The 25,076-nt window shown below is 63.6% G+C and carries 27 protein-coding genes and 1 tRNA gene; 13 read left to right on the forward strand and 15 right to left on the reverse strand.

Going from position 1 to position 25,076, the window contains the following annotated elements; all coding sequences use genetic code 11:
• Positions 1-179 precede the first annotated feature (179 nt).
• A complete protein-coding gene (locus EPL01_RS00235; RefSeq protein WP_135823264.1) occupies positions 180-686 on the reverse strand; it encodes a hypothetical protein in 507 nt (168 codons plus the stop codon).
• A gap of 50 nt (positions 687-736) precedes the next feature.
• Here EPL01_RS00235 and EPL01_RS00240 point away from each other — a divergent pair, with 50 nt between their 5' ends.
• The 3 genes from EPL01_RS00240 (at position 737) to EPL01_RS00250 (ending at position 3,642) form a co-directional block, all read left to right on the forward strand.
• Positions 737-1,444, forward strand: a complete 708-nt coding sequence (locus tag EPL01_RS00240) for an endonuclease/exonuclease/phosphatase family protein (protein ID WP_135823265.1) — start codon at positions 737-739, stop codon at positions 1,442-1,444.
• A 73-nt stretch (positions 1,445-1,517) separates the two neighbouring features.
• Positions 1,518-2,423, forward strand: a complete 906-nt coding sequence (gene gnd, locus EPL01_RS00245; RefSeq protein WP_135823266.1) for a phosphogluconate dehydrogenase (NAD(+)-dependent, decarboxylating) — start codon at positions 1,518-1,520, stop codon at positions 2,421-2,423.
• Positions 2,424-2,865: 442 nt separating this feature from the next.
• Positions 2,866-3,642, forward strand: coding sequence for a DUF7979 domain-containing protein (locus EPL01_RS00250; protein ID WP_135823267.1), 777 nt, complete (start codon positions 2,866-2,868; stop codon positions 3,640-3,642).
• A gap of 148 nt (positions 3,643-3,790) precedes the next feature.
• On the opposite strand, the gene EPL01_RS00255 is transcribed toward EPL01_RS00250, so the two are convergent.
• The 3 genes from EPL01_RS00255 to EPL01_RS21300 form a co-directional block, all read right to left on the reverse strand.
• Positions 3,791-4,408 carry a DJ-1/PfpI family protein gene (locus tag EPL01_RS00255; RefSeq protein ID WP_135823268.1) on the reverse strand — a complete coding sequence of 206 codons (618 nt, stop codon included), beginning with the start codon at positions 4,406-4,408 and terminating at the stop codon, positions 3,791-3,793.
• A 63-nt stretch (positions 4,409-4,471) separates the two neighbouring features.
• Complete coding sequence (locus EPL01_RS00260; RefSeq protein ID WP_135823269.1) at positions 4,472-5,443, reverse strand: oxidoreductase; 972 nt, start codon at positions 5,441-5,443, stop codon at positions 4,472-4,474.
• A gap of 55 nt (positions 5,444-5,498) precedes the next feature.
• The gene (locus tag EPL01_RS21300) at positions 5,499-5,645 is read right to left on the reverse strand and encodes a hypothetical protein (RefSeq protein WP_168215768.1); all 147 of its coding nucleotides are present in this window, start codon (positions 5,643-5,645) and stop codon (positions 5,499-5,501) included.
• Between the two features lie 138 nt (positions 5,646-5,783).
• Between EPL01_RS21300 and EPL01_RS00265 the strand changes: the two genes are divergently transcribed.
• Positions 5,784-6,440, forward strand: coding sequence for a DUF7119 family protein (locus EPL01_RS00265; protein ID WP_135823270.1), 657 nt, complete (start codon positions 5,784-5,786; stop codon positions 6,438-6,440).
• 14 nt (positions 6,441-6,454) lie between these two features.
• Here EPL01_RS00265 and EPL01_RS00270 read toward each other — a convergent pair whose 3' ends face one another.
• The 3 genes from EPL01_RS00270 to EPL01_RS00275 form a co-directional block, all read right to left on the reverse strand.
• Positions 6,455-6,883 (reverse strand): hypothetical protein, encoded by a 429-nt coding sequence (locus EPL01_RS00270; protein WP_135823271.1) that lies wholly within the window; start codon positions 6,881-6,883, stop codon positions 6,455-6,457.
• A gap of 40 nt (positions 6,884-6,923) precedes the next feature.
• Positions 6,924-7,052 (reverse strand): hypothetical protein, encoded by a 129-nt coding sequence (locus tag EPL01_RS22315; RefSeq protein ID WP_281275318.1) that lies wholly within the window; start codon positions 7,050-7,052, stop codon positions 6,924-6,926.
• Between the two features lie 72 nt (positions 7,053-7,124).
• A complete protein-coding gene (locus tag EPL01_RS00275) occupies positions 7,125-8,399 on the reverse strand; it encodes a M20/M25/M40 family metallo-hydrolase (RefSeq protein ID WP_135823272.1) in 1,275 nt (424 codons plus the stop codon).
• 262 nt (positions 8,400-8,661) lie between these two features.
• On the opposite strand from EPL01_RS00275, the gene EPL01_RS00280 reads away from it, so the two are divergent.
• Positions 8,662-8,774 (forward strand) — tRNA-Lys (locus EPL01_RS00280).
• 112 nt (positions 8,775-8,886) lie between these two features.
• On the opposite strand, the gene EPL01_RS21305 is transcribed toward EPL01_RS00280, so the two are convergent.
• The 3 genes from EPL01_RS21305 to EPL01_RS00290 all read right to left on the reverse strand — a co-directional run bounded on the left by EPL01_RS21305 (position 8,887) and on the right by EPL01_RS00290 (position 10,491).
• Positions 8,887-9,030, reverse strand: a complete 144-nt coding sequence (locus tag EPL01_RS21305) for a hypothetical protein (RefSeq protein ID WP_168215769.1) — start codon at positions 9,028-9,030, stop codon at positions 8,887-8,889.
• A 364-nt stretch (positions 9,031-9,394) separates the two neighbouring features.
• Positions 9,395-9,982 (reverse strand): DUF7090 family protein, encoded by a 588-nt coding sequence (locus EPL01_RS00285; protein WP_135823273.1) that lies wholly within the window; start codon positions 9,980-9,982, stop codon positions 9,395-9,397.
• 68 nt (positions 9,983-10,050) lie between these two features.
• A complete protein-coding gene (locus EPL01_RS00290; RefSeq protein WP_135823274.1) occupies positions 10,051-10,491 on the reverse strand; it encodes a DUF2391 family protein in 441 nt (146 codons plus the stop codon).
• 120 nt (positions 10,492-10,611) lie between these two features.
• Here EPL01_RS00290 and EPL01_RS00295 point away from each other — a divergent pair, with 120 nt between their 5' ends.
• Positions 10,612-11,292 (forward strand): class I SAM-dependent methyltransferase, encoded by a 681-nt coding sequence (locus EPL01_RS00295; RefSeq protein ID WP_135823275.1) that lies wholly within the window; start codon positions 10,612-10,614, stop codon positions 11,290-11,292.
• Between the two features lie 28 nt (positions 11,293-11,320).
• On the opposite strand, the gene EPL01_RS00300 is transcribed toward EPL01_RS00295, so the two are convergent.
• The 3 genes from EPL01_RS00300 to EPL01_RS00310 form a co-directional block, all read right to left on the reverse strand.
• Complete coding sequence (locus EPL01_RS00300) at positions 11,321-11,905, reverse strand: peroxidase-related enzyme (protein WP_210424023.1); 585 nt, start codon at positions 11,903-11,905, stop codon at positions 11,321-11,323.
• Between the two features lie 133 nt (positions 11,906-12,038).
• Positions 12,039-13,046, reverse strand: coding sequence for a sodium:calcium antiporter (locus EPL01_RS00305; protein WP_135823276.1), 1,008 nt, complete (start codon positions 13,044-13,046; stop codon positions 12,039-12,041).
• Positions 13,047-13,106: 60 nt separating this feature from the next.
• On the reverse strand, positions 13,107-13,703 hold the full coding sequence (locus EPL01_RS00310) for a DUF1684 domain-containing protein (RefSeq protein WP_135823277.1): 597 nt from the start codon (positions 13,701-13,703) through the stop codon (positions 13,107-13,109).
• Between the two features lie 504 nt (positions 13,704-14,207).
• Between EPL01_RS00310 and EPL01_RS00315 the strand changes: the two genes are divergently transcribed.
• The 4 genes from EPL01_RS00315 to EPL01_RS21310 all read left to right on the forward strand — a co-directional run bounded on the left by EPL01_RS00315 (position 14,208) and on the right by EPL01_RS21310 (position 16,125).
• A complete protein-coding gene (locus EPL01_RS00315) occupies positions 14,208-14,633 on the forward strand; it encodes a DUF5807 family protein (protein ID WP_135823278.1) in 426 nt (141 codons plus the stop codon).
• A gap of 315 nt (positions 14,634-14,948) precedes the next feature.
• Complete coding sequence (locus EPL01_RS00320) at positions 14,949-15,227, forward strand: hypothetical protein (protein WP_135823279.1); 279 nt, start codon at positions 14,949-14,951, stop codon at positions 15,225-15,227.
• An 85-nt stretch (positions 15,228-15,312) separates the two neighbouring features.
• Positions 15,313-15,960, forward strand: a complete 648-nt coding sequence (locus tag EPL01_RS00325; protein WP_135823280.1) for a hypothetical protein — start codon at positions 15,313-15,315, stop codon at positions 15,958-15,960.
• 9 nt (positions 15,961-15,969) lie between these two features.
• A complete protein-coding gene (locus tag EPL01_RS21310) occupies positions 15,970-16,125 on the forward strand; it encodes a hypothetical protein (RefSeq protein ID WP_168215770.1) in 156 nt (51 codons plus the stop codon).
• Here EPL01_RS21310 and EPL01_RS00330 read toward each other — a convergent pair whose 3' ends face one another.
• Together EPL01_RS00330 and EPL01_RS00335 are read right to left on the reverse strand one after the other, a co-directional pair.
• Entirely contained in the window at positions 16,126-17,241 is a 1,116-nt protein-coding gene (locus EPL01_RS00330) for a DHH family phosphoesterase (protein ID WP_135823281.1), read from the reverse strand.
• Between the two features lie 452 nt (positions 17,242-17,693).
• Entirely contained in the window at positions 17,694-18,125 is a 432-nt protein-coding gene (locus EPL01_RS00335; protein ID WP_135823282.1) for a universal stress protein, read from the reverse strand.
• 686 nt (positions 18,126-18,811) lie between these two features.
• Here EPL01_RS00335 and EPL01_RS00340 point away from each other — a divergent pair.
• From EPL01_RS00340 to EPL01_RS00350, 3 genes are all read left to right on the forward strand, one after another.
• Positions 18,812-21,313, forward strand: coding sequence for an ABC transporter ATP-binding protein (locus EPL01_RS00340; RefSeq protein WP_135823283.1), 2,502 nt, complete (start codon positions 18,812-18,814; stop codon positions 21,311-21,313).
• Between the two features lie 141 nt (positions 21,314-21,454).
• Positions 21,455-23,119, forward strand: a complete 1,665-nt coding sequence (locus tag EPL01_RS00345; protein ID WP_135823284.1) for an ABC transporter substrate-binding protein — start codon at positions 21,455-21,457, stop codon at positions 23,117-23,119.
• 120 nt (positions 23,120-23,239) lie between these two features.
• Positions 23,240-24,973, forward strand: coding sequence for an ABC transporter substrate-binding protein (locus EPL01_RS00350; protein ID WP_135823285.1), 1,734 nt, complete (start codon positions 23,240-23,242; stop codon positions 24,971-24,973).
• Positions 24,974-25,076 lie beyond the last annotated feature (103 nt).

The following is a 25,076-nucleotide window of genomic DNA, read 5'->3' on the forward strand; positions in this document are numbered from 1 at the left end:
TCTGTCGGGTCGTCAGTTCGGCGAGAAAACGCGCCGCTGGATTACACTGTTCGACGTACTACCGACACAGTCAGCCTCATACGTTATCGGAGAAGACGGGTACTGATAAAGGTTCTCGTCTGTGTGTGGGTGGTTCAGGGTGATGGCCGGGCGGGCGATGGTCCTCGTGACGCAACTCGTCACTTGTCGGATTGATTCGTAACGGTACTCACGAACCCAGTCGCCTGCTCCTTGGAACCGAATTCGAGGAGTTTGAACCCCACTTTGGCTTGCTCTCCGCCTAAGAGTTGCATGTTGATGCCAATGTCCTCAGACTCGAACTCGCCGATTTCGTCAACATCCACATGCACGAACGAATCTTGTCCAGAGAGCCTGTATTCGATGGTGTAGGTTCCATCCTGAATTTCCCACTCGTCTTCGATTAGTCGGGCACTATCCATCGCCGCGAACGACGCTTTTTCGATTTGGTCGTCTTGGAAACTCGGGATATTCTCGTACTCGTGTTCGAATACCACCCCACCATTGCGAAGGACGCGGATATCGACGCTTTGGTCGCTAGCAGTTCCGTTGTGAATTTTAACGAACCAGAGTCGATACTGTTTAGACCCAAAGAAAGATCGAGTACATCCAGCACTACCGGTAGCCGCGGCCATTACTGCGAATCCAAGAACTGACCGCCGTTTCATGATTCTCTACTGTCGAACGATTTATTTAAAAACATTGTATTCGGTATTACATGACGACGCTCGCCACGTGGAACTGCAACATGGCGTTCCGGAAAAAGCAGGACCAAATACTCCAATATAACCCCGACGTACTCGTGATTCAGGAGTGCGAAAATCCGGACTCGAAAGGCGACTGGTCGGAGTTTTCCGACTGGGTTTGGGTCGGTGAGAACGAGAACAAAGGTCTTGGTGTCTTCGCCAGAAACGGACTCACGCTTGAACTCGCGGACGACGAGACAGCGGAGAGCCAATATGTTGTACCAGTAGAAGTGAACGGAGCAAGAGATCTGCTTGCAGTGTGGGCGATGAACGACGAAAGTAATCCGAGAAATCGTTACATCGGTCAGGTGTTTACTGCTCTCCAGCAGTATCAGGACTTCGTAGAATCCGATGCAATCGTCGCTGGCGACTTCAATTGGAACGTCAGGTGGGACGAGTCGCCGAAAAGTCCACTCCGTGGTGACTTCATGGAGACAGTCAAGGTTCTGAACGAACTCGGACTTCAGAGCGTCTACCATCATCACAACGACGCCGAATTTGGAGACGAGGATGACGCGACCTTCTTTATGCACAAAAAGCCGGAGAAGAAGTATCACATCGACTACATCTTTGCCCCGGACAGAGCGATAACCCCCATACAGAACTACACTATCGGCACCTATGACGAGTGGATTGACGCTAGCGACCACGTACCGACCGTGGTGGAATTCGAAGACTGACGATTCCGGAAACTTCATTTCCGAGCGAAGCAGAACCGCAACCCCTACCTTCGCCCCCAAACCACCCTAACCCATGCAACTGGGAGTTATCGGACTGGGCCGGATGGGCCGCATCGTCGTGGACCGAGTACTCGACGCTGGCCACGACGTGGTAGCGTTCGACTTGGACGAGGAGGCCGTCGCCTCGGCCGCCGAAGCGGGCGCGACCCCTGCCAACTCCGTCACCGACCTCGCCGAGCGACTGGGCGACGAGAAGCGAATCTGGCTGATGGTCCCCGCCGGAGAGGCCGTGGACGCGGCGCTTGACGACCTCGAACCGCACCTGAGCGACGAGGACATCGTCGTGGACGGCGGCAACTCCTACTTCGAGGACTCGACGCGCCGGGCCGAACAGACCCCGTCAGCGTACCTCGACTGCGGGACCTCCGGCGGTCCCGCTGGCGCGGAACTGGGCTTCTCGCTGATGGTCGGCGGGCCGGAGTGGGCCTACGACGAGATGACCCCCGTCTTCGACGCGGTGGCGACCGGTCCCGAGGGCCACGACCGGATGGGTCCCGCGGGGTCGGGCCACTACGTCAAGATGGTTCACAACGGCGTCGAGTACGCGCTGATGCAGGCCTACGGCGAGGGCTTCGAACTGCTGGCGGAGGGCCGGTACGACCTCGACCTCGAAGCGGTCGCCCGGACGTGGAACAACGGCGCGGTCATCCGCTCGTGGTTGCTCGAACTCTGCGAGGAGGCCTTCCGCGAGGAGGGCACCGACCTCGGCGACGTGGACGACTACGTGGCCGGTGGCTCGACCGGCACGTGGACGGTTCAGGAGGCCCTCGAACAGGAGGTCCCGGTGCCGCTCATCTATCAGGCGCTGGGCGAGCGATTCGGGTCGAGAGCGCGTGAAGATGGACGCTTCTCCCGCCGACTGGCGAACCGCCTCCGGTACGGCTTCGGTCGCCACGAGGTCGCCCGCCGCGAGGAGTAGCGGTCGGGGGGTAGCGAGCGACGGGAAGCAGGGTATCAGATACACCACAATCCACGTAGTTCGCTCGGTGAGACAGACAACGTCCTGGTGGACTGAAAGGGCGAGCGCGGTTCGCGCAACGCTTGGTCGCTTCAGCGTGGCCCTATCTGGCGCGCGCAGAACTGCGCGCGCCAGATATCCCGCTGAGCGACCGTCACGCGAGCGAAGTCTTGCCGAGCGAAGCGAGGCAACGGCTCGGAAGACGCGGTTTGTCTTCCGGTGCGAGTGTGACCTCGGAAGTCACAGCCCGCGCAGGAGCGGAGCGACGAGCAGGAATGTCTTCCGGTGGCGAACCGCGCGAGGGCTTTCGAGACCGTAATTCCGACTCGACCGACTTCTCGAAGCACTCTCCGCAAACGGTCGAGGACAAAACACTTACACTTCGACTGACGATTCGTCTTCGATGGCCGCTCGAAGCCCCGCGCTCGTCCTCCTCGTCCTCGGACTGGTCCTGCTCCCCGGGCCGATGTACGGCGCTGCGTTCGACCGCCTCGACGGTCCGGAGCGCCATCGGGCGACGACGGGCTACGTGGCGACGCCGGTAAACGCCTCGAACGACTCGGCGCTGGCCGATGGGTACGCCCACCACGTCTCCTTCCAGTCGAGCGACCTGCAATATCGCCACGTCGCCGAGGACCACCGCGCCCCGAACCGGACCCGGCGGGTCCTCGAACGCGCGGTTCGGACCGGCGAGGCGACGACCGGCGACGACGCGGTCCGGTCTGACCTCCGGAAAATTGAGCGCAACCACACCTTCCTCACCATCGAGTACGACGAGTATTATCAATTCTCGCTGGCGGAAGGCGACGGGACGACGACGCTCCGGACGAGTCGCGCGACCGACGCCGAAATCGCCGGCGCGATTCGAGACGAAATCGTGGTCGGGTACGCCGACCTCCCGCCCGCCGAGCGCCAGACCTTCCGGAAGATTCGCAACGCGACTGAATCGGACAGCGCCTACCGCCCGTGGTCCGACGAACCGGTTCCCGAGCAGACCCTCGTCCGGGCGAACGGGACGTACTACGAAGTCGAAGGGATGTCTCACTTCGACGATTTCGGCCCCTCCCGAGCGGTCCTGTACGGCTTCCTCGCGTCGCTTGTCGGCGTCGGGTGCCTCCTCGCGGCCGGACTATTCGCCTTCCACGCGTGGCTCTCGGGCCGGGGCGAGACGGAATCGTAGCACGGTATCTACCCGTTTAACACACTTTTCTAATTGTTCAGTATATATTTTCAGCTCTTAAATATTTATAGAGGGTTCTTGCCACGGTTCTAGCAACCGCGGCGAGCGCGGGTGGTGAGCCACTCGGAATCGCCCAGAACTCGCCGACTCAGCTCCGATAAATCTCCCCGCGCGGTTCGTACTCGATGGTCTCCGCTACGTCCCCGGCGACCTCCTCGCCGCAGAGTCGAGCGACGAGGTGGAGCGCCAAGTCGAGGCCCGAGGTCACGCCGCCCGCGGTCAGCACGTCGCCGTCGTCCACCACGCGAGCGTCCACGACTTCGGCGTCGGTTCGGGCGTCCGTCTCGCGGAGGTCGTCCAGCGCGCTCTCGTGGGTGACGGCGGGCCGACCGTCGAGAATCCCGGCCTCGGCCAGCAGCATCCCGCCGGTGCAGACCGCGGCGAGTTCGACGCCGCGCTCGTGCAGTTCTGCGAGCGCGCGGGGCAGGTCGCCTTTTTCGGCCTCGGCCCACGCACTCGCCTCGGCGCGGTCGTTCCACCCGCCGCCGGGGACGAGAACGAGGTCGGGGTCCGCGTCGGCGAGGAGGCCCTCGGTCTCGATGCGGAGGCCGTGGCTGGCCGTGATTCGGTCTCGGGAGTCGAGCGTTCGGAGACTGACTTCGAGGTCGCATCCCCGGTCGGCGGCGTTCGAGAAGACCTCGTAGGGCGCGACGGCGTCGAGTTCGTCGAAGCCCTCGTAGACGACGATGGCGATTTCGGTGGGCATACTCGCTCCTCCGGAGCGTGGGGGCAAAAGGGTGGGCGCTGGTAAAGGGTGGGCGCTGGCGTCCTACTCCGCGGTCGCTTCGCGTTCGAGGTCGTAGGTCACGCCAGTCAGGTCCTCCGAGACCGCCCAGAGGCGCTCGGCCCGCGCCCCGTCGTAGGAGCGTTCGCTCGACCGCTGGACCGCCGGCGTGCCCCGCATGTTCATGAATCCGCCGGGGCCGACGTACTCCCCGCCGTCGATTCCCTTCGCGGTGGCGGCGAACAGCATCGGGAGCGCGCCCATCTCTCGGGGCTGGGCGAACAGGGCGTTCGCGGCCTTCATCGCCCAGAGCCGGGCGGTCGAACCGGCCATCTCGGGGCCTCGGCGCTGGAGGTTCGTCGCGGCGTAGCCCGGATGACACGCCACGCTGACCACGTCATCGACGCCCGCGTCCCCGAGTCTGCGGTCGAGTTCGTAGGCGAACAGCAGGTTGGCCAGTTTGCTCTGGGCGTAGGCCTCCCACTTGTCGTACGATTGCTTGCTCTGGAGGTCGGCGAAATCCACCTCGCCGCGCTCGTGGACCCCGCTGCTCTGAGTCACGACCCGCGACTCGCCCGGCGTCTCGGCCAATCGGTCGAGGAGACGGCCCGTCAGCGCGAAGTGCCCGAGGTGGTTGACGCCGAACTGCATCTCGAAGCCGTCTTTCGTCTCGCGCCGGGGAATCGCCATCACCCCCGCGTTGTTGCAGAGGACGTGGAGTCCGTCGTGAGCGTCCCGGAACTCGTCGGCGAACGACCGGACCGAGTCGAGGTCCGCCAAATCGAGTCCGGCCACTTCGAGCGACCCGCGAGGACCGCCGGAGTCGCCTCGCCGAATCCGGCGCTTGGCCTCCTCGCCCCTGTCTTCGCTCCGACAGGCCATCACGACGTGCGCCCCTTTCCGGGCGAACGCTCGGGTGGCCTCGTATCCGAGTCCGCTGTTCGCGCCCGTCACGACGACTGTCTCGTCGTCCATCTCGGGCATCCCCGCCGTCAACTCGCCCCCATTCCGTGCCATAGTCTCGCTACGAGCGCGAGTCACTGAAAGCCATCGCCCGACGGGAGTCGTTCAATTACTTTTCGCGCGCGACCACGAATCCTCGGCACTTCGGGCATATCACCACCGAGCGCTTCTCGTAGGTCGCGCCGCAGAGCGTGCAGACGTACTTCCGGCCGTCGTCGGCGCGACGCCGCTCGGCGAGTCTGCTGAAAATTCCCATTGTAACGAAGACGCCCCCGACGCGGAAAGCGATTTCTGACGACCGGTGACCTGTCTGCCCGCTGGCGATTCTCCGGGATGTCGGCGACCGTTGTGCGGACCCGCGGGCTTTTGACCGCTCGGTCCCATCGTTCGAGCGATGAGCGACGAGCGACCGCCGACCGACCGCGAGTCGCCGGTCGGCCAGCCTGTCGTCCGCGGCGACGAGGCCGTCACGGGACAGGACGCCGAGCAGGCGAAAGCCTTCGACCCGAACGACCCAGCGAGCGTGACAGAAGCCGCCGAGACGGTGGGCCAGTTCGCGGCCAACACCGCTGGCGGCGACGACAACGTGTTCATGCTCCGCGGCGCGGCGGCCTGCGCGGCGCTCGTCCGCGGCGAAGGCTCGTACAAGGACGCCGCCGAGCGCGCCGGAGAGGACGTGACAGTCGCGTTCATCCGGAAGTGGGCGCGAGTCCACGACCTGCCCCAGTCCATCCGGCGGTACGTCGCCATGGGCCAAATCGCCCCGACCGCGGCCAAGCACATCGCCCGCGTCGGCGGCGAGGAGCGCTTCCAACTCGCGTGGGCCGTCCTCGACGGCGACCTGACGGTTCGGGAGGTCCGGTCGGTCGCCAGTTCGGTCAGCGGCGGCACGCCGGTCGAGACGGCCCTGCGCGACCACGGCGTCACCCCCGGCGAACTCGCGCTAACGCTTCCGACCGACACCTACCGGGAACTCCGGCGGACCGCCGCGATGGAGGGCAAGGAACCGAACGAGGTTGTCGCCGAGGCGTTGGAGAGCCGTTTAGAATAATCCGACTCGGAAGCTCAAACGTCGTTCTCGGTGAGAAGTTTTCGGGAGTTGTTCTCCTTCTGGTCCGTCAACCACGAAGCGATTTTATCGGCTGATTTCTGTGTAAGCACGTCCTCAATGAGTCGCTTCGACCGAGTGTCGAACTGCGTCTGTTTAGCGTTGAATTTCCGCTCGTTCTTCTTTTTGAACGTAACCCAGACGAGTGCAATGTCGTAGTCATCGCCGTCGAAATAGCCCGTGAACGCTCGTGCCCCACTTCCCTGTCGCGGACTCCACTTGAACTGCCAGAGATGGCTCTGTAGTTTCTTTGCGAAGGCGGCCTTCGGTTGCCACGCTGTCAGAAAGTCTCGTATTTGGGAATCCAGTCGATTCGACATTCGATTATCCATGTTGTTGAGGTTGGCGAGTGCAGGTTCGAAATATAGGATATATCGACTACCCATGTACCAAAAATCGAACACCTACGAATAATAAAATGCGGCGTTATTCGTCGAACTCAGCCTCAAACTCCTCTTCTGTCGGGAGTGATTCAAGTGCCTCCTCCGGCGAAACGGCTTCAGACGTATCCTCGCCGTCGTCCTCCCCGCCGTGTCCCGACTTAGGTGTAGACATACGAAAAAACACTCGGCGAAGATACATAAGACTTTGTCTCGTTCTTCATCGCTATTCTGGTAGCAAGGCCGCTTAGCTTTCGAGGAAACGTTTCGCCGCGTCGGCCAACACCTGCCCCGCCGTCAACACGTCCTCCCAGCGAATCGTCTCGTCGGGGAAGTGGGCCTGCTCGATGCTCCCCGGCCCGAACATCACGGTCGGGATTCCGGCGTCGATGTAGTGGCGGGCGTCCGCGCCGTAGGTCGCGCCTCGGGGGTCAGTTTCGGCGAGTCCGTTCGCCTCCATCGCGCGCTGGACCGCGCCGACCACCGGCTCGTCGGCGTCGATTTCCGAAGCCTCGAACTGGACCGAGAATCGCTCGAACTCGGGGGGATGGTCGGCCAGCCACTCGTCGTCGGCGACGAGTTCGGCGAGTCGCTGGTCGAACGTCTCCTCGACCTCGGCGACGGTTTCCCCCGGCGCGACCCCGATGCGGAACTCGGCGGTCAACTCCGCCGGGACCGAGGAGGCCCAGTCGCCCGCCTCGACGCGCCCGACCACGACCGGCCACGGCACCGGGAATCGCTCGTAGAGCGGGTGTGAAATCGACTCGCCGCGCTCGGTCTCCAACTCGCGGAAGGCGCGGCGAATCTCCTCGAAGTAGGGGAGGACGTCCACCCCGCGCCACCGGGTCGCGGCGTGGGCCGACCGTCCGGTGAGTCGGAGGCGCTTCATCAGGCTTCCCTCCGAGGCCGTGATGGGGTGCAAGTCGGTCGGTTCGGCGATGATTCCGGCGTCGCGCTCGAAGGGGTAGGGGTTCGACAGGGCCGACGCCGCCGCGCCGATGCCGCCCGCCTCCTCGCCGACGACGCTCTCGACCACGACGCGGCCGTCGAGGCCCGAGGAGGCAGATTCGAGATGCTTCGCGGCGAAGACACAGGTTGCGAGGCCGGACTTCATGTCGGCCGCACCGCGGGCGGTGAGCGTTTCGGCTCCGGTCTCCTCGTCTTCGCCCCACGTCGGCTCGAAGGGGTCGCTCGACCACGACTCGCGCGCGACCGGCACCACGTCGACGTGCCCGTTCAGGACGAGCGTCGGTCCCTCGTCGGGGTTCCCGAATTCGAGGACGCCGCCGACGTTCGGCCGGTTTTCGACCGGAATCGCGTCGGGGTCGTCGGGAAACGAGTCGTGACCGGCCAACGCCTCGGCGTCGGCGGTCCACTCGTAGGTCTCGAACCCGAGGTCGGTCAGCCGCTCGCGGACGAACGATTGGGCGGGCGCTTCGTTCTCCTCGGTGGTGTCGAACCGCAGGAGCGACTCGGTGAATCGTCGGAGGTCGGCCTCCCACTCGCTGGCGAAGTCGTTCATGCGCGTTTCGACTGAGTACGCGACGGTAAAGGTTATTACTCGTCGGGGTGGGTTCTGGGTCGGGAGCCAAGACGTAAACAGACGTTCTAGAGACCTATATTTATTTCTTTAATAAATATTCTATTGTTCTAAAGGCAGATATTGATTTGTTTCGAGTCTGCTGTACAGACGGGGCTGTTCTTCTACGGTGGGAACACGACGACGGGACGCCGTCCAACAAATAGTAAACGTTTAACTTCGCCCGGTGCAATCGGTGAAGTGAGGGCTGGTAGCTCAGTTAGGCAGAGCGTCTGGCTTTTAGCACGATTCACCCGGGTCTTCCGGATGGTCGTGGAAGACACCAGACGGCCAGGGGTTCAAATCCCTTCCAGCCCGCTTCTGCGACGAACGAAGTGAGGAGCGAAGCGGCTACGAGGGATTTGAATGAGGCAAGTCGCATGCCCGGACCGGCCCGAAGGACCGCACGCCCGGACCGTCTCGGCGTAGTTCAAATCCCCTCCAGCCCGCTACCTTTTGCGACGAGCAACACGGCGAGCGCCTCGTGCGCTCGCCACTCCGCGAGTCGCAAAGTACGATTCTGGAAGGATTTGAAGTAGACGAGTCGCACGCCCGGAATGGCCCGAAGGGCCACACGTCCGGACCGTCTCGGCGTAGTTCAAATCCCTTCCAGCCCGCTTTTCCATCGTTCCAATCGGTTAGACCGTGGTTTCTTTCCCTGATTTAAGCGAGAGAGGGTAGCAACAGGAAGCTAGCTTCAGGCTTGAGCCGAAGCGTCTCCCGCCCCGCACCGCGACCGCACCTCGTCCTCCCCAGCCTCCTCGCTCGTTTCCCTCGCTCGTCCCTCGCACGAGGAGTGCGCGCAGTTCTGTGCGCACTCCCGCGCGCCGGACGTGAAACTCGAACTAGAATGGACCGAAAAAGACAATCGAGCGAGAAATCCGCTTCGAGAGAATCGGCTCGGACTGTCGGCTGCCGAAAACGAATCGCTGCGACCCTCAGACCTTCTCGAAGTCACTGTTCACGTCGCCGTCGCGGTCGAGGTCGATGATGGCGTCGAACAGACCCATGAACTTCTCGACGTGCTCCTCGTCGTGGACGCCCTTCGAGAGGTGGAACAGGCCGACGGCGTCGTGTTCGCGCAGGAGACCCAGAATCTGGCGAATCACGTCCCGAACGCGGGACTCGTCGGCGTAGTAGGCCATCTCGGTGATGGAATCGAGGCTGATGCGGCGCTTGCCGTCGGTCTTCTCGAGGAAGTCACGGGTGACCTCCAGCACGCCTTCCAAGTCGTCGGGCGAGGAGACGTAGTGGACGTTTTCCGTACTTCGCCGGGAGTAGCCGCGTTCGATGCTGAGGGTGTCGAGAATCTCGGCCTTGCTCTCGTCAACGTCGTAGTGGTCGAGTTTCTGTTTGACTTCACGCGCGGTGGTTCGGGTCGAGATGACGAGGAAGTGGTCGGTGTCGGTCTTCAGGAAATCGGTGTCGATGCGGTCTGTCTCGCCGGTACTCGGATGCAGGAGGAGGATGCCGGTGCCGCCGGGTACCGTCTCGGGGGTGTTTTCGATGGCGAGCTGATAATCCATATCCACGGATAATACGGCGTGGTGACTTAAGAATGCGGGTCAAGCGGCGATTCGGGACGGCGTTCGCCTCAGAACACGCTGTCCGCGGTCGCCGCGCCGACCACGCTGAACACCGCGCCGACGCTGACCGCCTGCAGGGTGATGCGGACCGTCTCCATCGAGGGGCGGCCGTCCACGTACGTCTCGGCGAGGAAGGTGCCGGGCGCGCCGAACGCGACCGTGAGGATGGCGACCGACCCGAACGAGACCAACATCAGCGAGACGAACCGCGCCGGGATGCCAGCGACCTCGGACTCGCGGTCGGGGTCGCGGTCGTCGTCGGCCTTGTAGAGCGCGCCGTAGCCGATGAGAAACACGATGAGAACCGTGAACAACGCCTGCAAAGGCCCCATATCAGTTGCGAGGTCCCACACCTCCTCGGTGACGACGAAGGGGCCAGCCAGCAGGAACCCGCCGACGATTTGCTGGGCGGTGTCGGCCAGCGCGAACCGCTTCTTCGGTCCGACCATACGCGCCCTGACACACCGCTCGAATAAAAGGCTCCTGCCCCACCTTGGACTGTCTCGCCCACTCCCGACAGTCCCGCCGCAATCGAACTCGTTTTGTGGATGAACCGACTCCACCCTTCCATGAGCGTCCGCGAGGAGTTCGACGACTGGGCGGCCGACGGCCGCGACAAGGGGATGGAAGACCGCCACTGGCACACCGCCAAGTACGTGCTGGCTCGGATGCCGGTCGAGGAGGGCGAGACGGTCCTCGACTTGGGTACCGGAAGCGGGTACGCTGCCCGCGCCCTCCGAGACGCCGACTCGGCGGGCCGGGCCTACGGCCTCGACGGGTCGCCCGAGATGGCGCGCAACGCCGCCGACTACACCGAGGACTCGCAGGTCGGCTTCCTCGTCGGCGACTTCGACCACCTCCCGTTCGCCGACGACAGCATCGACCACATCTTCACGATGGAGGCGTTCTACTACGCCAACGACCCCCACGAGGCCCTGCGAGAGGTCGCCCGCGTCCTCCGGCCCGGCGGCACCTTCTTCTGTGCGGTGAACTACTACGAGGAGAACGTCCACTCCCATTCGTGGCAGGACAACATCGAGGTCGAGATGACGCGCTGGTCTGCTCGGGAGTACCGCGAGGCCTTCCGCGAAGCGGGCCTCTACGTCGCCGAGCAGGACAACGTGCCGGACCGCGAGACCGAGATTCCGGACGAATCGGAGTTCCCGACCGACAGCTGGGAGACGCGCGAGGAGATGGTCGAACGCTATCGGGAGTTCGGGACTCTGCTGACGGTCGGCGTGGCCCCCTAAAACTCCGGATTCGGATTCTTCGCTACCCTTACTTCTCTTTACTCGTCTCGCGCGCGAAGTCGTAAAACTCGTCGTTCGGGCGCATGTCCGCCATCGAGGCCATCCGGTTGCTCAGGTTGAAAAACGAGGTCACGCTCCCGACGTCCCAAATCTCCTCGTCCGAGAGGCCAGCCTCTCGCAACTCGTCGAGGTCGGACTCGGTCACGCGGCCCGGTTGCTCGGTCAGTTTCACCGCGAAGTCGAGCATCGCCCGGCGGCGCTCGGAGAGGTCGGCGGCGCGGTGGTTCGTGGCGAGTTGGTCGGCCAACTTGGGGCGCTCGCTGTAGAACCGGCAGAGCGCGCCGTGGGCGACCACGCAGTAGAGGCAATCGTTGACGCCGCTGACGGTGACGACTATCATCTCGACCTCCTCGCGGTCGAGCGGCGTGTCCTCGACCAGCGCGTCGTGGTACTGGAAGAACGGCCGGAAGTGACTCGGCTTGTAGCCGAACGCGCGGAAGACGTTCGGCGTGAATCCGGCGCGCTCGGTCTCCTCCTCGATGCGCTCGCGGAGGTCCTCGGGCAGGTCGTCGGCGTCTGGTACCGGGAAGTTCGTCATGGGTTCGTCGGACATAGGTGTGACTGACGACGGGTCGGCAGATAGTTCTCACCCCGCGTCGGCGTGACGGCGCGTCGGTGAGTCGGCGCGTCTCACAGGTTTGCGCTCGGGTCTCGACCGGAAACCGAACCGACGACCGGTCCCGCGCTCAGATTCCCCGAACCGTCTCGATGACGCCCGTACTCTCCAGCGTCATCCACGCGAGAAAGACGAGATAGAGGCCGAGAAGGGCGTAGGCCTCGGCGTCGGTGAGTTCGAGGTGGGTGCGGGTGACGACGACGAACACGAGGGTCGCAAAGGCGAGGAACCCCATCATCGGGATGGCCGCGAGGAAGTTGACGGTCGCCGACCCGGCGAGGAGGACGCCGACCGGGATGGCGACCAACAGGTTGAACGTGTTGCTCCCGAGGACGTTCGTGAGGCTGGTGACGCTCTCGTCGTTCTTCGCGGCGTTGATGCTGACGAACGCGTCGGGCAGACTCGTCGCGGCGGCGATGACCGTCAGGCCCCACAGGAAACTCGGGGTGTCGAACACCGCGCCGAAGCCGAGCGCGGCCCGGACGATGCCCTCGACGCCGACCGCGATGAGGACGAGCGAGACCCCGAGGACGGCCCACTCCCGGCCGGAGTTCACGTCGACCTCCTCGGTCGGCACGTGGTCCTGCGTGTCCTGATACTGGAGGAAGACGTACACCCCGTAGGTTGCGAGGGGCATGACGGCCAGCGCGGGGGTGAGAATTGCCGCCGAGTTGGTGCCGCCGGGGACGTAGGTCGCGCCGAGCGCGAACGTGATGAACAGCACGAGGACGCTGATGATGTAGAACTGGGCGTCCTTGTGGACGATATCGCGGGTCACTTCGAGCGTCTCGCTGGCCAGCGCCGAGAACGCGGGGATGACGAGCAGATTGAAAATCGCGCTCCCGACGATGGCCCCGACGCCGAGGCCGAACTCGCCGTGCAGGAGCGTGCTGATGACGACCGAACTCAGTTCGGGGAAACTCGACCCGATGGCGACGACGACGGCCCCGTGGACCGCGACGGGGAGTCCGTAGTGCTTGCTGAGTCGCTCCGCGGAGCCTTCGAGGAGTTCGCTCCCCTTCCAGATGACGCCGGTCGAGACGACCGCCAGCAGGAGATACCAGAGGACGGGATTCATCGCGTGGATAGTGGGAGTCCTCGCTAAAGCCGTTGGTGGAAGGCTCCGAATACAGACTCGCTACGCCTTCTCTCCCGCGCGAATCTCGACCTCCAGCCAGTTCTCCTCGGGCGGAAGCGGGCAGGCGAACGTCTCGCTGTAGGCGCAGAACGGCGAGTACGCGAGGTTGAAGTCCAGCACCATCTCGTCGGTGTCGGCCAAATCTCCCTCGGCCTCGAACTCCATGTAGCGACCGTCTTTGTACGTCTGCTGGCCGGTCGTCTTGTCGCGGAAGGGGACGAACAGGCCGTCGTCGTCGGCCTGCTGGCGGTAGCCCGCGAGTTCGTGCGAGTCGGTGTCGTCCCCCTCGCCGAGGTCGAAGTGAAGCGTGGCGACGCGGAGGTACCGCTGGGGTCGCCCCGCGCTGACCTCCATCTCGACCGGTTCCGGCTGGTCGTGGTACTCGACGCTCGCGGTCACGCGGTAGTCCGGATCGGGGTCGAAGTAGTCGAGGCCCTCGAAGTCGTCGCGCTCCTCCGGCGGAATTGGCGACTGCGGATGGTCGGCGAAGAAGTCGTCTTTCTCCTCGCGGTGGGCTTCGAGCTGGTCGCGCCACTCCTCGGCGTCGAAGTCGTCCTCGGAGTCGTCGGAACCTGCGTGATTCGCGCTGTCGGTCATGGTCGGCCGTACTCGTTCGCGCCGGGTAACGCTTCTCATCGTGCGGTCCCTGAAGTTCGTCGTAAAGTCGAGTGATGCGCACACCGACCGCCCGTGACTGGCGTAGAGAAATATTTACTCATCTCAGGGAGACGTATAGATGCAGTAGAATGGCCTCTGCAATGCTCGAAGAAGGAACTGTCTGTATGTATAGATAGTCTGTGGTATGAAAACCAGCACGGTGCGGCAACACCGCGCGATACAAATGAAAGTCTGGATTATCTCTCTACTGTTGGTTGTGCTGATGCTGTCGTGTCTCCTCGGTCTTCGGTTAGTGCCGAGCCGTTGGGACTGTGTTGACCTGAAAGTCAGGCCTTGGGGTCTGACTGTGTCGGCGGAGGGTACCGACGACCCTGAGTAGGGGCGAGGGAAACCCGCCTTGGTGGGGTTGCAATTACAGTTATGTACTCCAGCAGTCGACAACGAGAACGCGGGCCTTTTCCCCTCGCTCCCCCTACCAGCGGTATGGCAAAACGCGAGCAGTTCCTCGCAGGCGAGCGCCCCGAGGACGTGGCAATCTTCCTCGCGGACTCGTTCGTGGACGGCGACGGCGACGGATTGGCGAAGCACGGCGAGGAGGTCGAGGACGGCGTCGTCCTCGTCGTCGAGGGCGACCAAGGGCGAAGCGTGTTCAAGACCGCGACTGGCATGGACGCGATGGGCTTCGCAAAGCAGGCGATGGGCACCGAGGGCGGCGAAATCGCGCGGGACCTCTCGGGCGGCGAGTGCCCCGACTGCGACGGCGGCGCGAAGTTCGTCTTCGCCTTCGCCGAGGAGCAAAACGAGGAGGTCGGCGACCTCTACGCCGAGGGCGACGTGATTCACGCCTACTCCTACTGCGAGTGCGGCACGGCGTACTCGGACAAGTGGGTCGCAGGCGACGAAGAGTAGATTTGGTTCGGCTCTGTCGAGCATACTCCCTTTTCGATGTCGTATTCAGATAGGCCACAAAACGGCGACTGAGGCTTCGAAAGCCCTCGCGCGGTTCGCGGTCGGTTCAGCGGGATATTCTCGGCTTCGCTCGCCTCGAATAGTGGCCTACTGCGCCGACCACGGCGGACGCGAACCGCGCTCGCCCTTTCAGTCCGCCAGGCTGTCGGCTGGATGGCCGAGCGTCTGCCGGTGGTGGTCGAAGAACGGCGTGCGCTCGGAATCGTGACAAGTGCTAGCCCAAGTCGTTTTCCCGTTCTCTCTCGCAGGGCCGTCATGGGGGACTACGAGCGAGTCGCAATCGAGAACTGGAAGGCTATCGTGAGCCACCTCCGCGAGTTCGCCGCGGGCGGCGAGGTTTCCGAGAGCGGCGAGGGCATCGAGATTACGGTCGGGAGCGCAACTTTCCTCGTCACGAGGGACGGCCGGGTCGCGGCCGGAATGGCCCTCCACGACTTCGAGGACGGCGGCGTCGAGGCGCTCTACTTCGACCACGACGCCGAGGCAATCCGCGTCGAGGGCGGCGACCTCTCCTACGAGTTCCGGAAACCGTGAGCCGCGGTTTCCGCCCTGCCGCCCACCCGACTCCCGGCCCGCCAGCCCGTCGTCGTAAGCGGTTCGTTCGTCCGGAGGTTGAAAAATGATAGCGCAGAATGCCCGGCCCATGAACGGTGGTCCGAATACGTCGGATGCACTCCCGCCGGACACGTCGGCGACCGAGGCGCTGGAGAACGCGGTCGAAGAGTCGCGCCGGGAGTACGACAAGAAGGTCGAGACGATGGAGGAAATCGACGACAAGGCGATGCGGAGCGTCCAGACCGCGGTGATTTTGGTCGGGTTAGTGGTGTCGGCGGTCAGCGTCGGTGGTCCGGGTGCTGTCGGGGAAGCTACGGTGTTACCGGTTCTCTTTGGAGCGCTCGGCGTCGTGGCCTTGGCTGTCTCGATTGTTTTCGGCATCGGTGTCTATTCCGTGACCGAATACCCGACTGGCATCAGTTCCGTGCATCGAGACGAGGCCACTACTGGTGGCTATACTAAAGACGAATGGGTGGTGAGTGTGCTGGACAACTACGACGAGTGGTCGGCTATCGTTGCCGAAGAAATCGAGCGAATGGCTACGTACTTCGAGTTCGTTCAGCTCTTTCTCTCGTTTGGCGTCGTTTCGCTTCTCGTTTCGGCGAGTATGGTTGTCTTCCGGATAGCATACGGAGTTCGGCCGTTCCTGATTTTCGTTGTCGCCATCGTCTTGGTCACGACAGTCCGAACCTATTTAGTCTATAAGGACTAAGAAGTCGGCATGGTTAAATCACGAAAGACGGGTAGAGAACTCGAACCCTCTTGGATTCAGAAAGGAACGCCACGTGCGAGAAAGTTCTTCGCCAAACTCGGCATCACGTCGGCGCGGTACGACCGCCAGCAGAAGGAAGCAGAGAAGGACCCCGAAGACGGGTAGTCAGTTTTCGTCTTCCGTCTCTGCTTCGTCTGCGCCCTCTTTGCCTTCCTCGTCCCGCGCCAGATTGTAGAACGCCTCGATGATGACCTGCTTGGCGGTCGCGCCGCGGGTCGTCCAGTGGTGGGCGTAGTCGAGCATGTCGTCGTAGATTCGGGGTTTGCAGCCCGCCGCCTTGGGGTGGCCGCCGCCGTTGACCTGCCGGGCGACTTCGTGGGCACGCTCGAACTCGTCGGTGCCGCGGATGGAGGCGCTTCCGGAGGGTTTGACGATTACTGCGGCGTCGGTGCCCTGCTGGCGGAGGGCCTCGGCGACCTCGTTCTGGGAACACCGGCCGTAGGTCACGCCGACGGTCCACGGGCCGATCTCCTCGATGTCGGCGCGGGCGACCGCCTTCTCGATGAGGGCGTCCTTCTCGACGCGCATCTCGGCGAGGAACTCCTCGACGTCTTCTGGCAGGTCCGCGCCGTGTTCGGCGACGGCGTCGATGTACTCCTCGGGTTCGGCCCAGTAGGAGAAGTCCGCGAGGTCGTCGCTTCGCTCGTCGTCTCGAATCCAGAGGTCGTGGTCGCGGGTGACTGCCGCGAGTTCCACGAGGTAGTCCGGAAAGTCGTAGTCGATGGAGCGGACCGCCACGTCGGCGGTACACTCCTCCTCGCTGTCGCCGACGACCAACTCGACGCCAGCGTCGCGGACCGCGTCGGCCACGGGGTCGGTCCACTGGTGGTGGTCGTACCAGAGGACCTCGCCCGCCTGCTCTACGAGGAGTTCCAGCGACTCGCCCACCTCGTCGTAGGTGTCGGGACAGAGGTCGCAGACGAAGACGGTCGCGCCGGGTTCGCTGTACTCCACGACCCGCTCCAGCGCGTCTTCGAGGTCGTGGGGCCCGGCGTCGATGAGCGCGCCCTCGCCGTAGGCCTCCCGGACCAGCGCGGTGCAGGCCAGTCCGTCGGCGTCGGGGTCGGCCACGACCGCCACGTCGGCCCCGGTCAGGGTCGCCTCGGCCTCGGCCTCCTCTTTGGCCTCCTCGACCGAGTCGGGCACGAAGAAGCCCTCGCCCGGCAGAATCGACTTGCGCTCGATAGAGAGGTTGTCGTCGTCGATGACGTAATCTTTCATGCCTTTCCTTCCGGGGGGAGCGCGGAAGAATCCTCGGTTGTCGGGCGACGCGAGGCGTGTGGCGTGGTAGCAGGCCAACCGCGGCGGCGGATGCGCTCGGTGGAGCAAACCACGGGCAAACGCTCGGTGGAACAGACCACCGGGACGCGCTTGACTGACCAAACCACGGGCAAACGCTCGGTGGAACAGACCACCGGGACGCGCTTGACTGACCAAACCACGGGCAAACGCTTGCCGGAACAACCACCGTGGGTGGGGTGAAGGGGCCGGTCGCTCGCGTTTAATTTAGTTGCTGGTCGGCCTCTATCCGGGCCGGGCGGTGTGGAGAGGCCCGGATATGCCGACCAGCGACCGCGAGCGGCCGGGGGCTTCAAGAAGACGAAAACACACTGGTTCTGCGGTTCACACCGGTTCTATTGTCGGCAGTTGCAGCCTCACGTCCTCCAAACCCACTACCCTTCGTCTTCCAGTTGCCGAACGGTCAACACAGGAACCGGGCAGGACCGGACCACCCGCTCGGCGACGCTCCCGATGAGGAACCGATTCTCGCCGTGGCGACCCCGCGTCCCGGTCGCCACCATGTCGGCGTCCTGCTCGCGGGCGTACTCCGTGATTTCGGCGGCGGGGCGACCCTCGCGGACCGCGGTCGTGACCTCGCGGTCGGCGTGGTCCCGGACGGCGTCGAGGGCCTCCTCTCCCTGCGATTCGAGCGCGCTGCGGAGTTCGTCGCGTAGCTCCTCGGGCGAGGAGTCGACTTCGCCGGTGTCCACGACGTAGAGGGCGTGAACCGAGGCGTCGAACCGCTGGGCGAGGTCGAGCGCGACTCGCACGGCGCGGGTGACGCTCTCCGAGCCGTCGGTGGCGATGACGACGGAATCTATCATGGCAGGTGCTACTGTCGGACGCCTCTTAAACCTCGGTGACGGGGCTGCTTCGGGGCCGGAGTACGATTCTATTGGGCTATAGATTTGTGTAGATTTCTTTAGCAAATGTATTTATTTCTTTAGTGAATTGTCTTATTTCTGTCGTCGGTTCGAGGAGTGAGTCTGAGAGTCGAGACAGAAACGCAAGGAGCTATCGAGACGCGGAAAAAGTGGCGAGGGAGCTAGCTTCAGGCTTGAGCCGAGGAGTCACCGCAACCGCCCCGCAACAGCGACCGCGGGCCTCACACCTCCCCAACCTCTTCCTTCACTCCCTCACTACGTTCGGTCGTTCAGTCATCCACCGGCAGAGACAAGCTCTGCCGAGCCTGCGGTCGCTACGCTCCCGCAGACCTCGCACGCCGATGGCGCGGCGACGAGACGCCGACAGACAAACCGCGTCTGTCGAGCCGTCGGTCGCTTCGCTCCCGACGACGCCGCGCCAGCGCGCGCCGACTCTATCATTCGACCGACTACCCAAAACACCCCACAGAAACCGACGAGTCGGCAGAGCTACCACGAGTTCGAGAGACGGCGCGGACCCGCGCCCCGGTCGAGTCTTCGACTGCTAGCCCCTCGCCGTCCCGCCGTCGCGTCCGCTGGAAAAGTGGAAAGGTATTTGCCCGCGGACCTACCACTTCCGACTAATTGTGAGTGACTTACTGTCAATCTCGAATCTGCGGACGCAGTTCAACACCGAGCGCGGTGTGGTCGAGGCGGTAGACGACTTCGACCTGACCATTCGGGAGGGCGAGACGGTCGGTCTCGTGGGCGAGTCGGGGTCCGGCAAGAGCGTGAGCGCGCTCTCGCTGATGCAACTCGTGGACGACCCCGGCCGGATTGCGAGCGGCGAGGCCGAGTTCTACCACGAGGAGCTAACGGCCGACTTCGCCGAGCGCTATCCCGGCGGCGTCGGCGACTTCGTCTTCCCCGAGGAGGGGTACCTCGACCTGCTCTCGGCTCCCGAGAACGCGATGCGCGAGATTCGGGGCGGCGAGATGAGCATGATTTTCCAGGACCCGATGACCTCGCTCAACCCCGCGCTGACCGTGGGTGAGCAGGTCGCAGAGAGCCTGCGCCTCCACCAGTACGGCGGGCGAAAGAAGGACTCGTGGTGGAACGCGGTCCGGGAAATCGCGCCGAGTCTCGGCGGGAAGGACATGGACGAGGAGGTCCTGCAGGATACCATCGACATGCTCGAAGAGGTCGGCATCCCCGAACCCACCGAGCGCGTCGACGAGTATCCCCACGAGTTCTCCGGCGGGATGCGCCAGCGCGTCCTCATCGCCATCGCGCTGGCCTGCCAGCCGAAACTGCTGGTCGCGGACGAACCGACCACCGCGCTCGACGTGACGATTCAGGCCCAGATTCTCGACCTCATCAACGAACTGCAGGACGAACTGGGCATGTCCGTCCTGTTCATCACCCACGACCTCGGCGTCGTCGCCGAGACCTGCGACCGCGTGGCCGTGATGTACGCTGGCGACATCGTGGAGGTCGGTCCCGTAGACGAAATCTTCCACAATCCGAGCCACCCCTACACCTACGCGCTCCTCGAGTCCATCCCGCGCGAGGACAAACAGCGCCTCACGCCCATCGAGGGCAACGTGCCGGACCTCATCGACATGCCCGAGGGCTGTCACTTCGCCGACCGGTGCCCGTGGGCCCAACCCGAGTGTACCGAGGGCGAGATTCCGAACCTCCAGCACGGTCCCGAGGAGGTGGACCACCGCGCGAAGTGCATCCTCGAAGACTTCGACAGGAGCGAGTACGGCGAGGACCGCGAGGGCATCACCACCTCGGACCACGACATCGGCGACCGACTCCTGCACGTCGATGGCATGAAGAAGCACTTCTCGCGGGCCGACGGCATGATAGACGAGTGGCTGGCCGACGAAGTCGAGAGCGTCAAAGCCGTCGACGGCGTGAGCTTCGACATCTACGAGGGCGAGACGGTCGGCCTCGTCGGCGAGTCCGGATGCGGCAAGTCCACCGCGGGTCGGACCCTGCTCCACCTCGAAGAGCCGACCGAGGGCAAAATCGTCTTCCAGGGCACCGACCTCTCGGAACTCGACCGCGAGGAGTTGCGCGACAAGCGCAAGGACATGCAGATGATTTTCCAAGACCCGCTGTCGAGCCTCGACCCCCGAATGACGGTCGGCCAAATCATCATGGAACCGCTGAAAATCCACGACCTGCCGGAGGAGGCCCCGCCGGAGGGAATGTCGAAGAAGCAACATCGCCGGAACCGGGTCACGGAACTCATGGAGGCGGTCGGCCTCGAACCGGGCCAGTACGACCGCTACCCCCACGAGATTTCCGGCGGTCAGCGCCAGCGCGTCGGTATCGCTCGCGCCCTCGCCGTGGACCCCGACTTTATCGTGGCCGACGAACCGGTTTCGGCGCTCGACGTGTCGGTGCAGGCCCAGATTCTGAACCTGCTGGAGGACTTGCAGGAGGAGTTCGGCCTGACGTACCTGTTCATCGCCCACGACCTGAGCGTCGTCCGTCACATCTCCGACCGCATCGCGGTGATGTACCTCGGCGAAATCGTGGAGGTCGCCGAGACCGACGAACTGTTCGCCGACCCCAAGCATCCCTACACGCAGGCCCTGCTGTCGGCGATTCCGGAACCCGACCCCCGCATCGACACCGACGACCGCATCATCCTCGAAGGCGACGTGCCCTCGCCCATCGACCCGCCGTCGGGGTGTCACTTCCGGACGCGGTGTCCCCAAATCATCCCGCCGGAGGACATCGACATCGACCAAGAGGCCTACCGCAGCGTGATGGACTACCGCGAGCGCGTCGAGGACGAGGCAATCGACCTCGACGCCGTGTGGGACCAGGCCGCCAGCGGCGACGGCGCGCAGGCCGAGACCGCAACTGCCGCAGACGGCGGGCGACCCGCGGCTTCCGAGCAGGCGTTCGAGCAGGTCCTCTGGGACCTCTTCTTCGACGTGGAACCAGAGGGCCGTCCCCGAGAAATCGTCTCTGAGTCGTTCGACCTCCTCGCGGAGGACGACTGGGACGGGGCGGCGTCGCTCCTGCGCGAACACTTCGAGAGCGTCTGCGAGCGCAAGAGTCCGGTGCTACAGGACGAGGCCCACCCCTCGGCTTGCCACCTCTACGACCAACCCGACTCGGTGTGAGTTCGGCGACGCTCCGCTAATTCTGTTTCCGGCAGTTTTCGCCCGCGATGGTTCCGGCCCGAGAGGAGTTTTGAACTAATCGAACCGCCCGCCAAACCCCTCCCGTACGCTTTTATCCAAAATCATTGATGATATAGTCGGATGACTTCAAACGACACATCCGTTTCAAGGCGGAGCTTACTGAAAGCGGCGGGCGGCGCGGCGGCGTCGGCCTCGGTGGCAGGGTACCTCGAAACCGACACCGAGGAGGCCCAACAGCAAGGGGGCGGCACGCTCACCTTCGCCCGGGGGAACGACTCGGGCACGCTCGACCCGCAGAACACCACCAGCGGCGAGGACGTGAAGGTCACCAACCAGATTTACGACCGGCTCATCGAGTTCCGGCCCGGTACCTCGGAACTCATCGCGGGGTTGGCGACCGAGTGGAACCTCGAAGGTCAGCAGACCACGGTGACGCTTCGGGAGGGCGTGACCTTCCACAACGGCGACGAGTTCACCGCCGACGACTTCATCGCCACGTATCGGCGGTTCACCGACTCGAACTACGAGTACTATCCGGGCGACGACTACGTCTCGTCGTACGGACCGTTCACGCTCGGTAACTGGGTCGATAGCATCGAGAAGAACGGCGACTACGAGATGACCATCCAGTTGCAACAGCGGTACGCGCCCTTCCTCCGGAACCTCGCCATGTTCGCGTCGAGCGTGCTGTCCGAACAGGCGATTCAGGAGCGCGGGACCGACCTCAGCACGAACCCGATGGGGACCGGCCCGTTCGTGTTCGAGAACTGGGACCAAGGCAACCAGCGCATCAGGCTGTCGGCCAACGACGACTACTGGGGCGAGGGGCCGAACGTAGACGAAGTCGTGTTCACCGCGGTCGGGTCGAACACGACTCGCGCCCAGACGCTCGTCTCGGGCGGCGCGGACATCATCGACGGCCTCGGCGCGCAGTCCGCCCAAATTGTCGAGGGGGCACAACAGGCGGAGTTGCTGGAGACCGAAGGCATCAACATCGGCTACATGGCGTTCAACATGGCCCGGGTCGAGGCCTTCCGCGACAAGCGGGTCCGACAGGCCATCAGCTACGCCATCAACACCGAGGCAATCGTCAACACCATCTACCGGGGCATCGCGGTGCAGGCCAGTCAACCGATTCCGTCGAACCTCTTCGGCTACAACGAGGAGTTAGACCCCTACCCGCACGACCCCGAACAGGCCCAGCAACTCCTGAACGATGCGGGGTACGGCGACGGCTTCACCTTCGAGTTGGCGACCTTCCAGAACCCGCGGGCCTACAACCCGTCGCCGATTCAGGCGGCCCAGACGGTCAAATCGAACCTCAGCGAGGTCGGCATCACGGTCAACATCAACCAGCAACCGTTCAACCCCTTCCTGAACTACACCAGTACCGGGAAACACGACGCCTGCTTCCTCGGGTGGATGACCGACAACGCCGACCCGGACAACTTCTACTACGCCCTGCTCCACCCCGGCGTCTCGCAGGACCAGGTGCCGCAGGGCCAAGACTGGGTGAGTTGGGATACTGAGGGCTTCAACACCCTCGACGTGGCCGCGTGGGCCAACACCGAGTTCATGGACGTGACCGAGCAGGCCCAGCGGACGTACAACCAACAGGAGCGCGCCGACCTCTACAAGCAGGCGGCCCAAATCGCCCACGAGGAGGCTCCGTGGGTGTTCATCGACCACGCGAAGGAACTCCGCGGCGTCGGTAACAACGTTCAGAACTTCGTTGTCGCGCCGATTGGCGGCCCCTTCCTCAAGCAGGTCAGTCTGTCGAACTGACCGGCCGACTCTAATTCTTCGACCGTTTTCCGAACAAAAACTCGATAGCGAGTTATAGCTCTATTTTTCTCCCCTTACAGGTCCGGCATACTTATGTGGGAGGTGTGAGCATGGTGGCCTATGGCGACAGATGACAATCTGAAGCGGCGCAGTTTCCTGAAAGCGGCTGGCGGTGCGACTGCCGCGGCCACGCTGGCCGGGTGTACCGGCGACGGCGAAGGCGATGCGACGACGACCGAGGAAACCACCGAGTCCGGTGGCACGACCGAGGAGTCCGACGAGACGACCGAGGAGTCCCAGAGCTCGGGCGGGACCCTCACGTTCGCTCGCGGGAACGACTCGGGGACCCTCGACTTCCAGAACACGACCAGCGGCGAGGACGCCAAGGTCACCAACCAGATTTACGACGGTCTCATCGAGTTCGAGCCGGGCGAGACCTCGCTCAAGGCCGGACTCGCAACCGAGTGGAACGTCGAGGGCAAGACGGTCAGCCTGACCCTCCGCGAGGGCGTCAAGTTCCACAACGGCGACGAGTTCACCGCCGAGGACTACGTGGCGACCTACCGACGCTTCGTGGACGAGGACTACAAGCACTACCCCGGTACCAAGTACGCCTCGGCCTACGGTCCCTACGCGCTTGGTAACTGGATTAGCTCGGTGAGCAAGGAGGGCACCTACGAGGTGGCTATCGAACTCAACAAGCCCTACGCGCCCATCCTGAAGAACCTCGCAATGTTCTGCTCGAAGGTCCACTCGCTTTCGGCCATCGAGAAGTACGGCAAGGACCTCGCAAAGAACCCGGTCGGGACCGGCCCGTTCAAGTTCGAGAGCTGGGACACCGGCAACCAGCGCATCCGTCTGTCGGCCAACGACGACTACTGGGGCGAGGAGAAGGCGAAGGTCGACGAACTCGTCTTCACCGCAGTCGGCCAGAACAGCTCCCGCGCCCAGACGCTCGTCTCGGGCGGCGCGGACATCATCGACGGCCTCGGCGCGCAGTCCTCGAAGGTCGTCGAGAACTCCGACAAGGCCGAACTCCTCGAGATGCCCGGCATCAACGTCGGCTACATGGCGTTCAACATGTCGAAGTTCGAGCCCTTCCGGAAGAAGAAGGTCCGGCAGGCCGTCAACTACGCCATCAACACGAAGGCTATCGTCAACACCATCTTCAAGGGCATCGCCTCCGAGGCCAGCCAGCCCATCCCCTCCAGCGTGATGGGGTACAACGAGAACATCGACCCCTACCCGCAGGACCAGGAGAAGGCCCAGAAGCTCCTCGAAGAGGCCGGACACGGCGACGGCTTCGAGTTCGAACTGGCGACGTTCAAGAACCCGCGGACCTACAACCCCTCGCCGGTTCAGGCGGCTCAGACGGTCAAGTCGAACCTCAAGGAAGTGGGCATCACGGTCAACATCAAGCAGATGCCGTTCAACCCCTTCCTCGACTACACTAACAACTACAAGCACGACGCCTGTTTCCTCGGCTGGATGACCGACAACGGCGACCCGGACAACTTCTACTACGCGCTTCTCCACCCCGGCGTGGACCGGAGCGCGGTGCCGGACGGGCAGGACTGGATCAACCCGGACAACCACGACAACGTCAACACGCTCGACGCCGCCGCGTGGGCCAACACCGACTTCATGAAGCTCACCGAGGAGGGCCAGTCCACCTACAAGACCAGCGAGCGCAAGCCCAAGTACCAGAAGGCCGCCGAAATCTTCCACGAGGAGTGCCCGTGGGTCGCCATGGACCACGCCAAGATTCTCCGCGGCGTCCGCGAGAACGTGAAGGGCTACACCGTCGCGCCTATCGGCGGTCCCTTCCTCAACCTCGTGTCGCTCGAACAGTAAGTCAGCCCGGCTGACCCCCGAACACCCGTTTTCGCTCGCCGGAAGTCGCCCGACGACGACACGGCGGTAGCGAGCCTTTTTTGACCCCTGCGGTCAATTCTGC

The sequence above is a fragment of the Halorussus ruber genome, assembly GCF_004765785.1.
Taxonomy (GTDB): domain Archaea; phylum Halobacteriota; class Halobacteria; order Halobacteriales; family Haladaptataceae; genus Halorussus; species Halorussus ruber.

What these genes read in the sequence shown, in the direction of transcription:
- EPL01_RS00275 (WP_135823272.1), bottom strand. Translation starts at nt 8,399, where the DNA reads ATGAACGACTTCGCCAGCGAGTGGGAGGCCGACCTCCGACGATTCACC.
- gnd (WP_135823266.1), top strand. Translation starts at nt 1,518, where the DNA reads ATGCAACTGGGAGTTATCGGACTGGGCCGGATGGGCCGCATCGTCGTG.
- EPL01_RS00310 (WP_135823277.1), bottom strand. Translation starts at nt 13,703, where the DNA reads ATGACCGACAGCGCGAATCACGCAGGTTCCGACGACTCCGAGGACGAC.
- EPL01_RS00325 (WP_135823280.1), top strand. Translation starts at nt 15,313, where the DNA reads ATGATAGCGCAGAATGCCCGGCCCATGAACGGTGGTCCGAATACGTCG.
- EPL01_RS00315 (WP_135823278.1), top strand. Translation starts at nt 14,208, where the DNA reads ATGGCAAAACGCGAGCAGTTCCTCGCAGGCGAGCGCCCCGAGGACGTG.
- EPL01_RS00250 (WP_135823267.1), top strand. Translation starts at nt 2,866, where the DNA reads ATGGCCGCTCGAAGCCCCGCGCTCGTCCTCCTCGTCCTCGGACTGGTC.
- EPL01_RS00345 (WP_135823284.1), top strand. Translation starts at nt 21,455, where the DNA reads ATGACTTCAAACGACACATCCGTTTCAAGGCGGAGCTTACTGAAAGCG.
- EPL01_RS00285 (WP_135823273.1), bottom strand. Translation starts at nt 9,982, where the DNA reads ATGGATTATCAGCTCGCCATCGAAAACACCCCCGAGACGGTACCCGGC.
- EPL01_RS00300 (WP_210424023.1), bottom strand. Translation starts at nt 11,905, where the DNA reads ATGTCCGACGAACCCATGACGAACTTCCCGGTACCAGACGCCGACGAC.
- EPL01_RS00235 (WP_135823264.1), bottom strand. Translation starts at nt 686, where the DNA reads ATGAAACGGCGGTCAGTTCTTGGATTCGCAGTAATGGCCGCGGCTACC.
- EPL01_RS00305 (WP_135823276.1), bottom strand. Translation starts at nt 13,046, where the DNA reads ATGAATCCCGTCCTCTGGTATCTCCTGCTGGCGGTCGTCTCGACCGGC.
- EPL01_RS00350 (WP_135823285.1), top strand. Translation starts at nt 23,240, where the DNA reads ATGGCGACAGATGACAATCTGAAGCGGCGCAGTTTCCTGAAAGCGGCT.
- EPL01_RS00240 (WP_135823265.1), top strand. Translation starts at nt 737, where the DNA reads ATGACGACGCTCGCCACGTGGAACTGCAACATGGCGTTCCGGAAAAAG.
- EPL01_RS21300 (WP_168215768.1), bottom strand. Translation starts at nt 5,645, where the DNA reads ATGGGAATTTTCAGCAGACTCGCCGAGCGGCGTCGCGCCGACGACGGC.
- EPL01_RS00260 (WP_135823269.1), bottom strand. Translation starts at nt 5,443, where the DNA reads ATGGCACGGAATGGGGGCGAGTTGACGGCGGGGATGCCCGAGATGGAC.
- EPL01_RS21310 (WP_168215770.1), top strand. Translation starts at nt 15,970, where the DNA reads ATGGTTAAATCACGAAAGACGGGTAGAGAACTCGAACCCTCTTGGATT.
- EPL01_RS00265 (WP_135823270.1), top strand. Translation starts at nt 5,784, where the DNA reads ATGAGCGACGAGCGACCGCCGACCGACCGCGAGTCGCCGGTCGGCCAG.
- EPL01_RS00295 (WP_135823275.1), top strand. Translation starts at nt 10,612, where the DNA reads ATGAGCGTCCGCGAGGAGTTCGACGACTGGGCGGCCGACGGCCGCGAC.
- EPL01_RS00290 (WP_135823274.1), bottom strand. Translation starts at nt 10,491, where the DNA reads ATGGTCGGACCGAAGAAGCGGTTCGCGCTGGCCGACACCGCCCAGCAA.
- EPL01_RS00330 (WP_135823281.1), bottom strand. Translation starts at nt 17,241, where the DNA reads ATGAAAGATTACGTCATCGACGACGACAACCTCTCTATCGAGCGCAAG.
- EPL01_RS22315 (WP_281275318.1), bottom strand. Translation starts at nt 7,052, where the DNA reads ATGTCTACACCTAAGTCGGGACACGGCGGGGAGGACGACGGCGAGGAT.
- EPL01_RS00320 (WP_135823279.1), top strand. Translation starts at nt 14,949, where the DNA reads ATGGGGGACTACGAGCGAGTCGCAATCGAGAACTGGAAGGCTATCGTG.
- EPL01_RS00270 (WP_135823271.1), bottom strand. Translation starts at nt 6,883, where the DNA reads ATGGGTAGTCGATATATCCTATATTTCGAACCTGCACTCGCCAACCTC.
- EPL01_RS00335 (WP_135823282.1), bottom strand. Translation starts at nt 18,125, where the DNA reads ATGATAGATTCCGTCGTCATCGCCACCGACGGCTCGGAGAGCGTCACC.
- EPL01_RS00255 (WP_135823268.1), bottom strand. Translation starts at nt 4,408, where the DNA reads ATGCCCACCGAAATCGCCATCGTCGTCTACGAGGGCTTCGACGAACTC.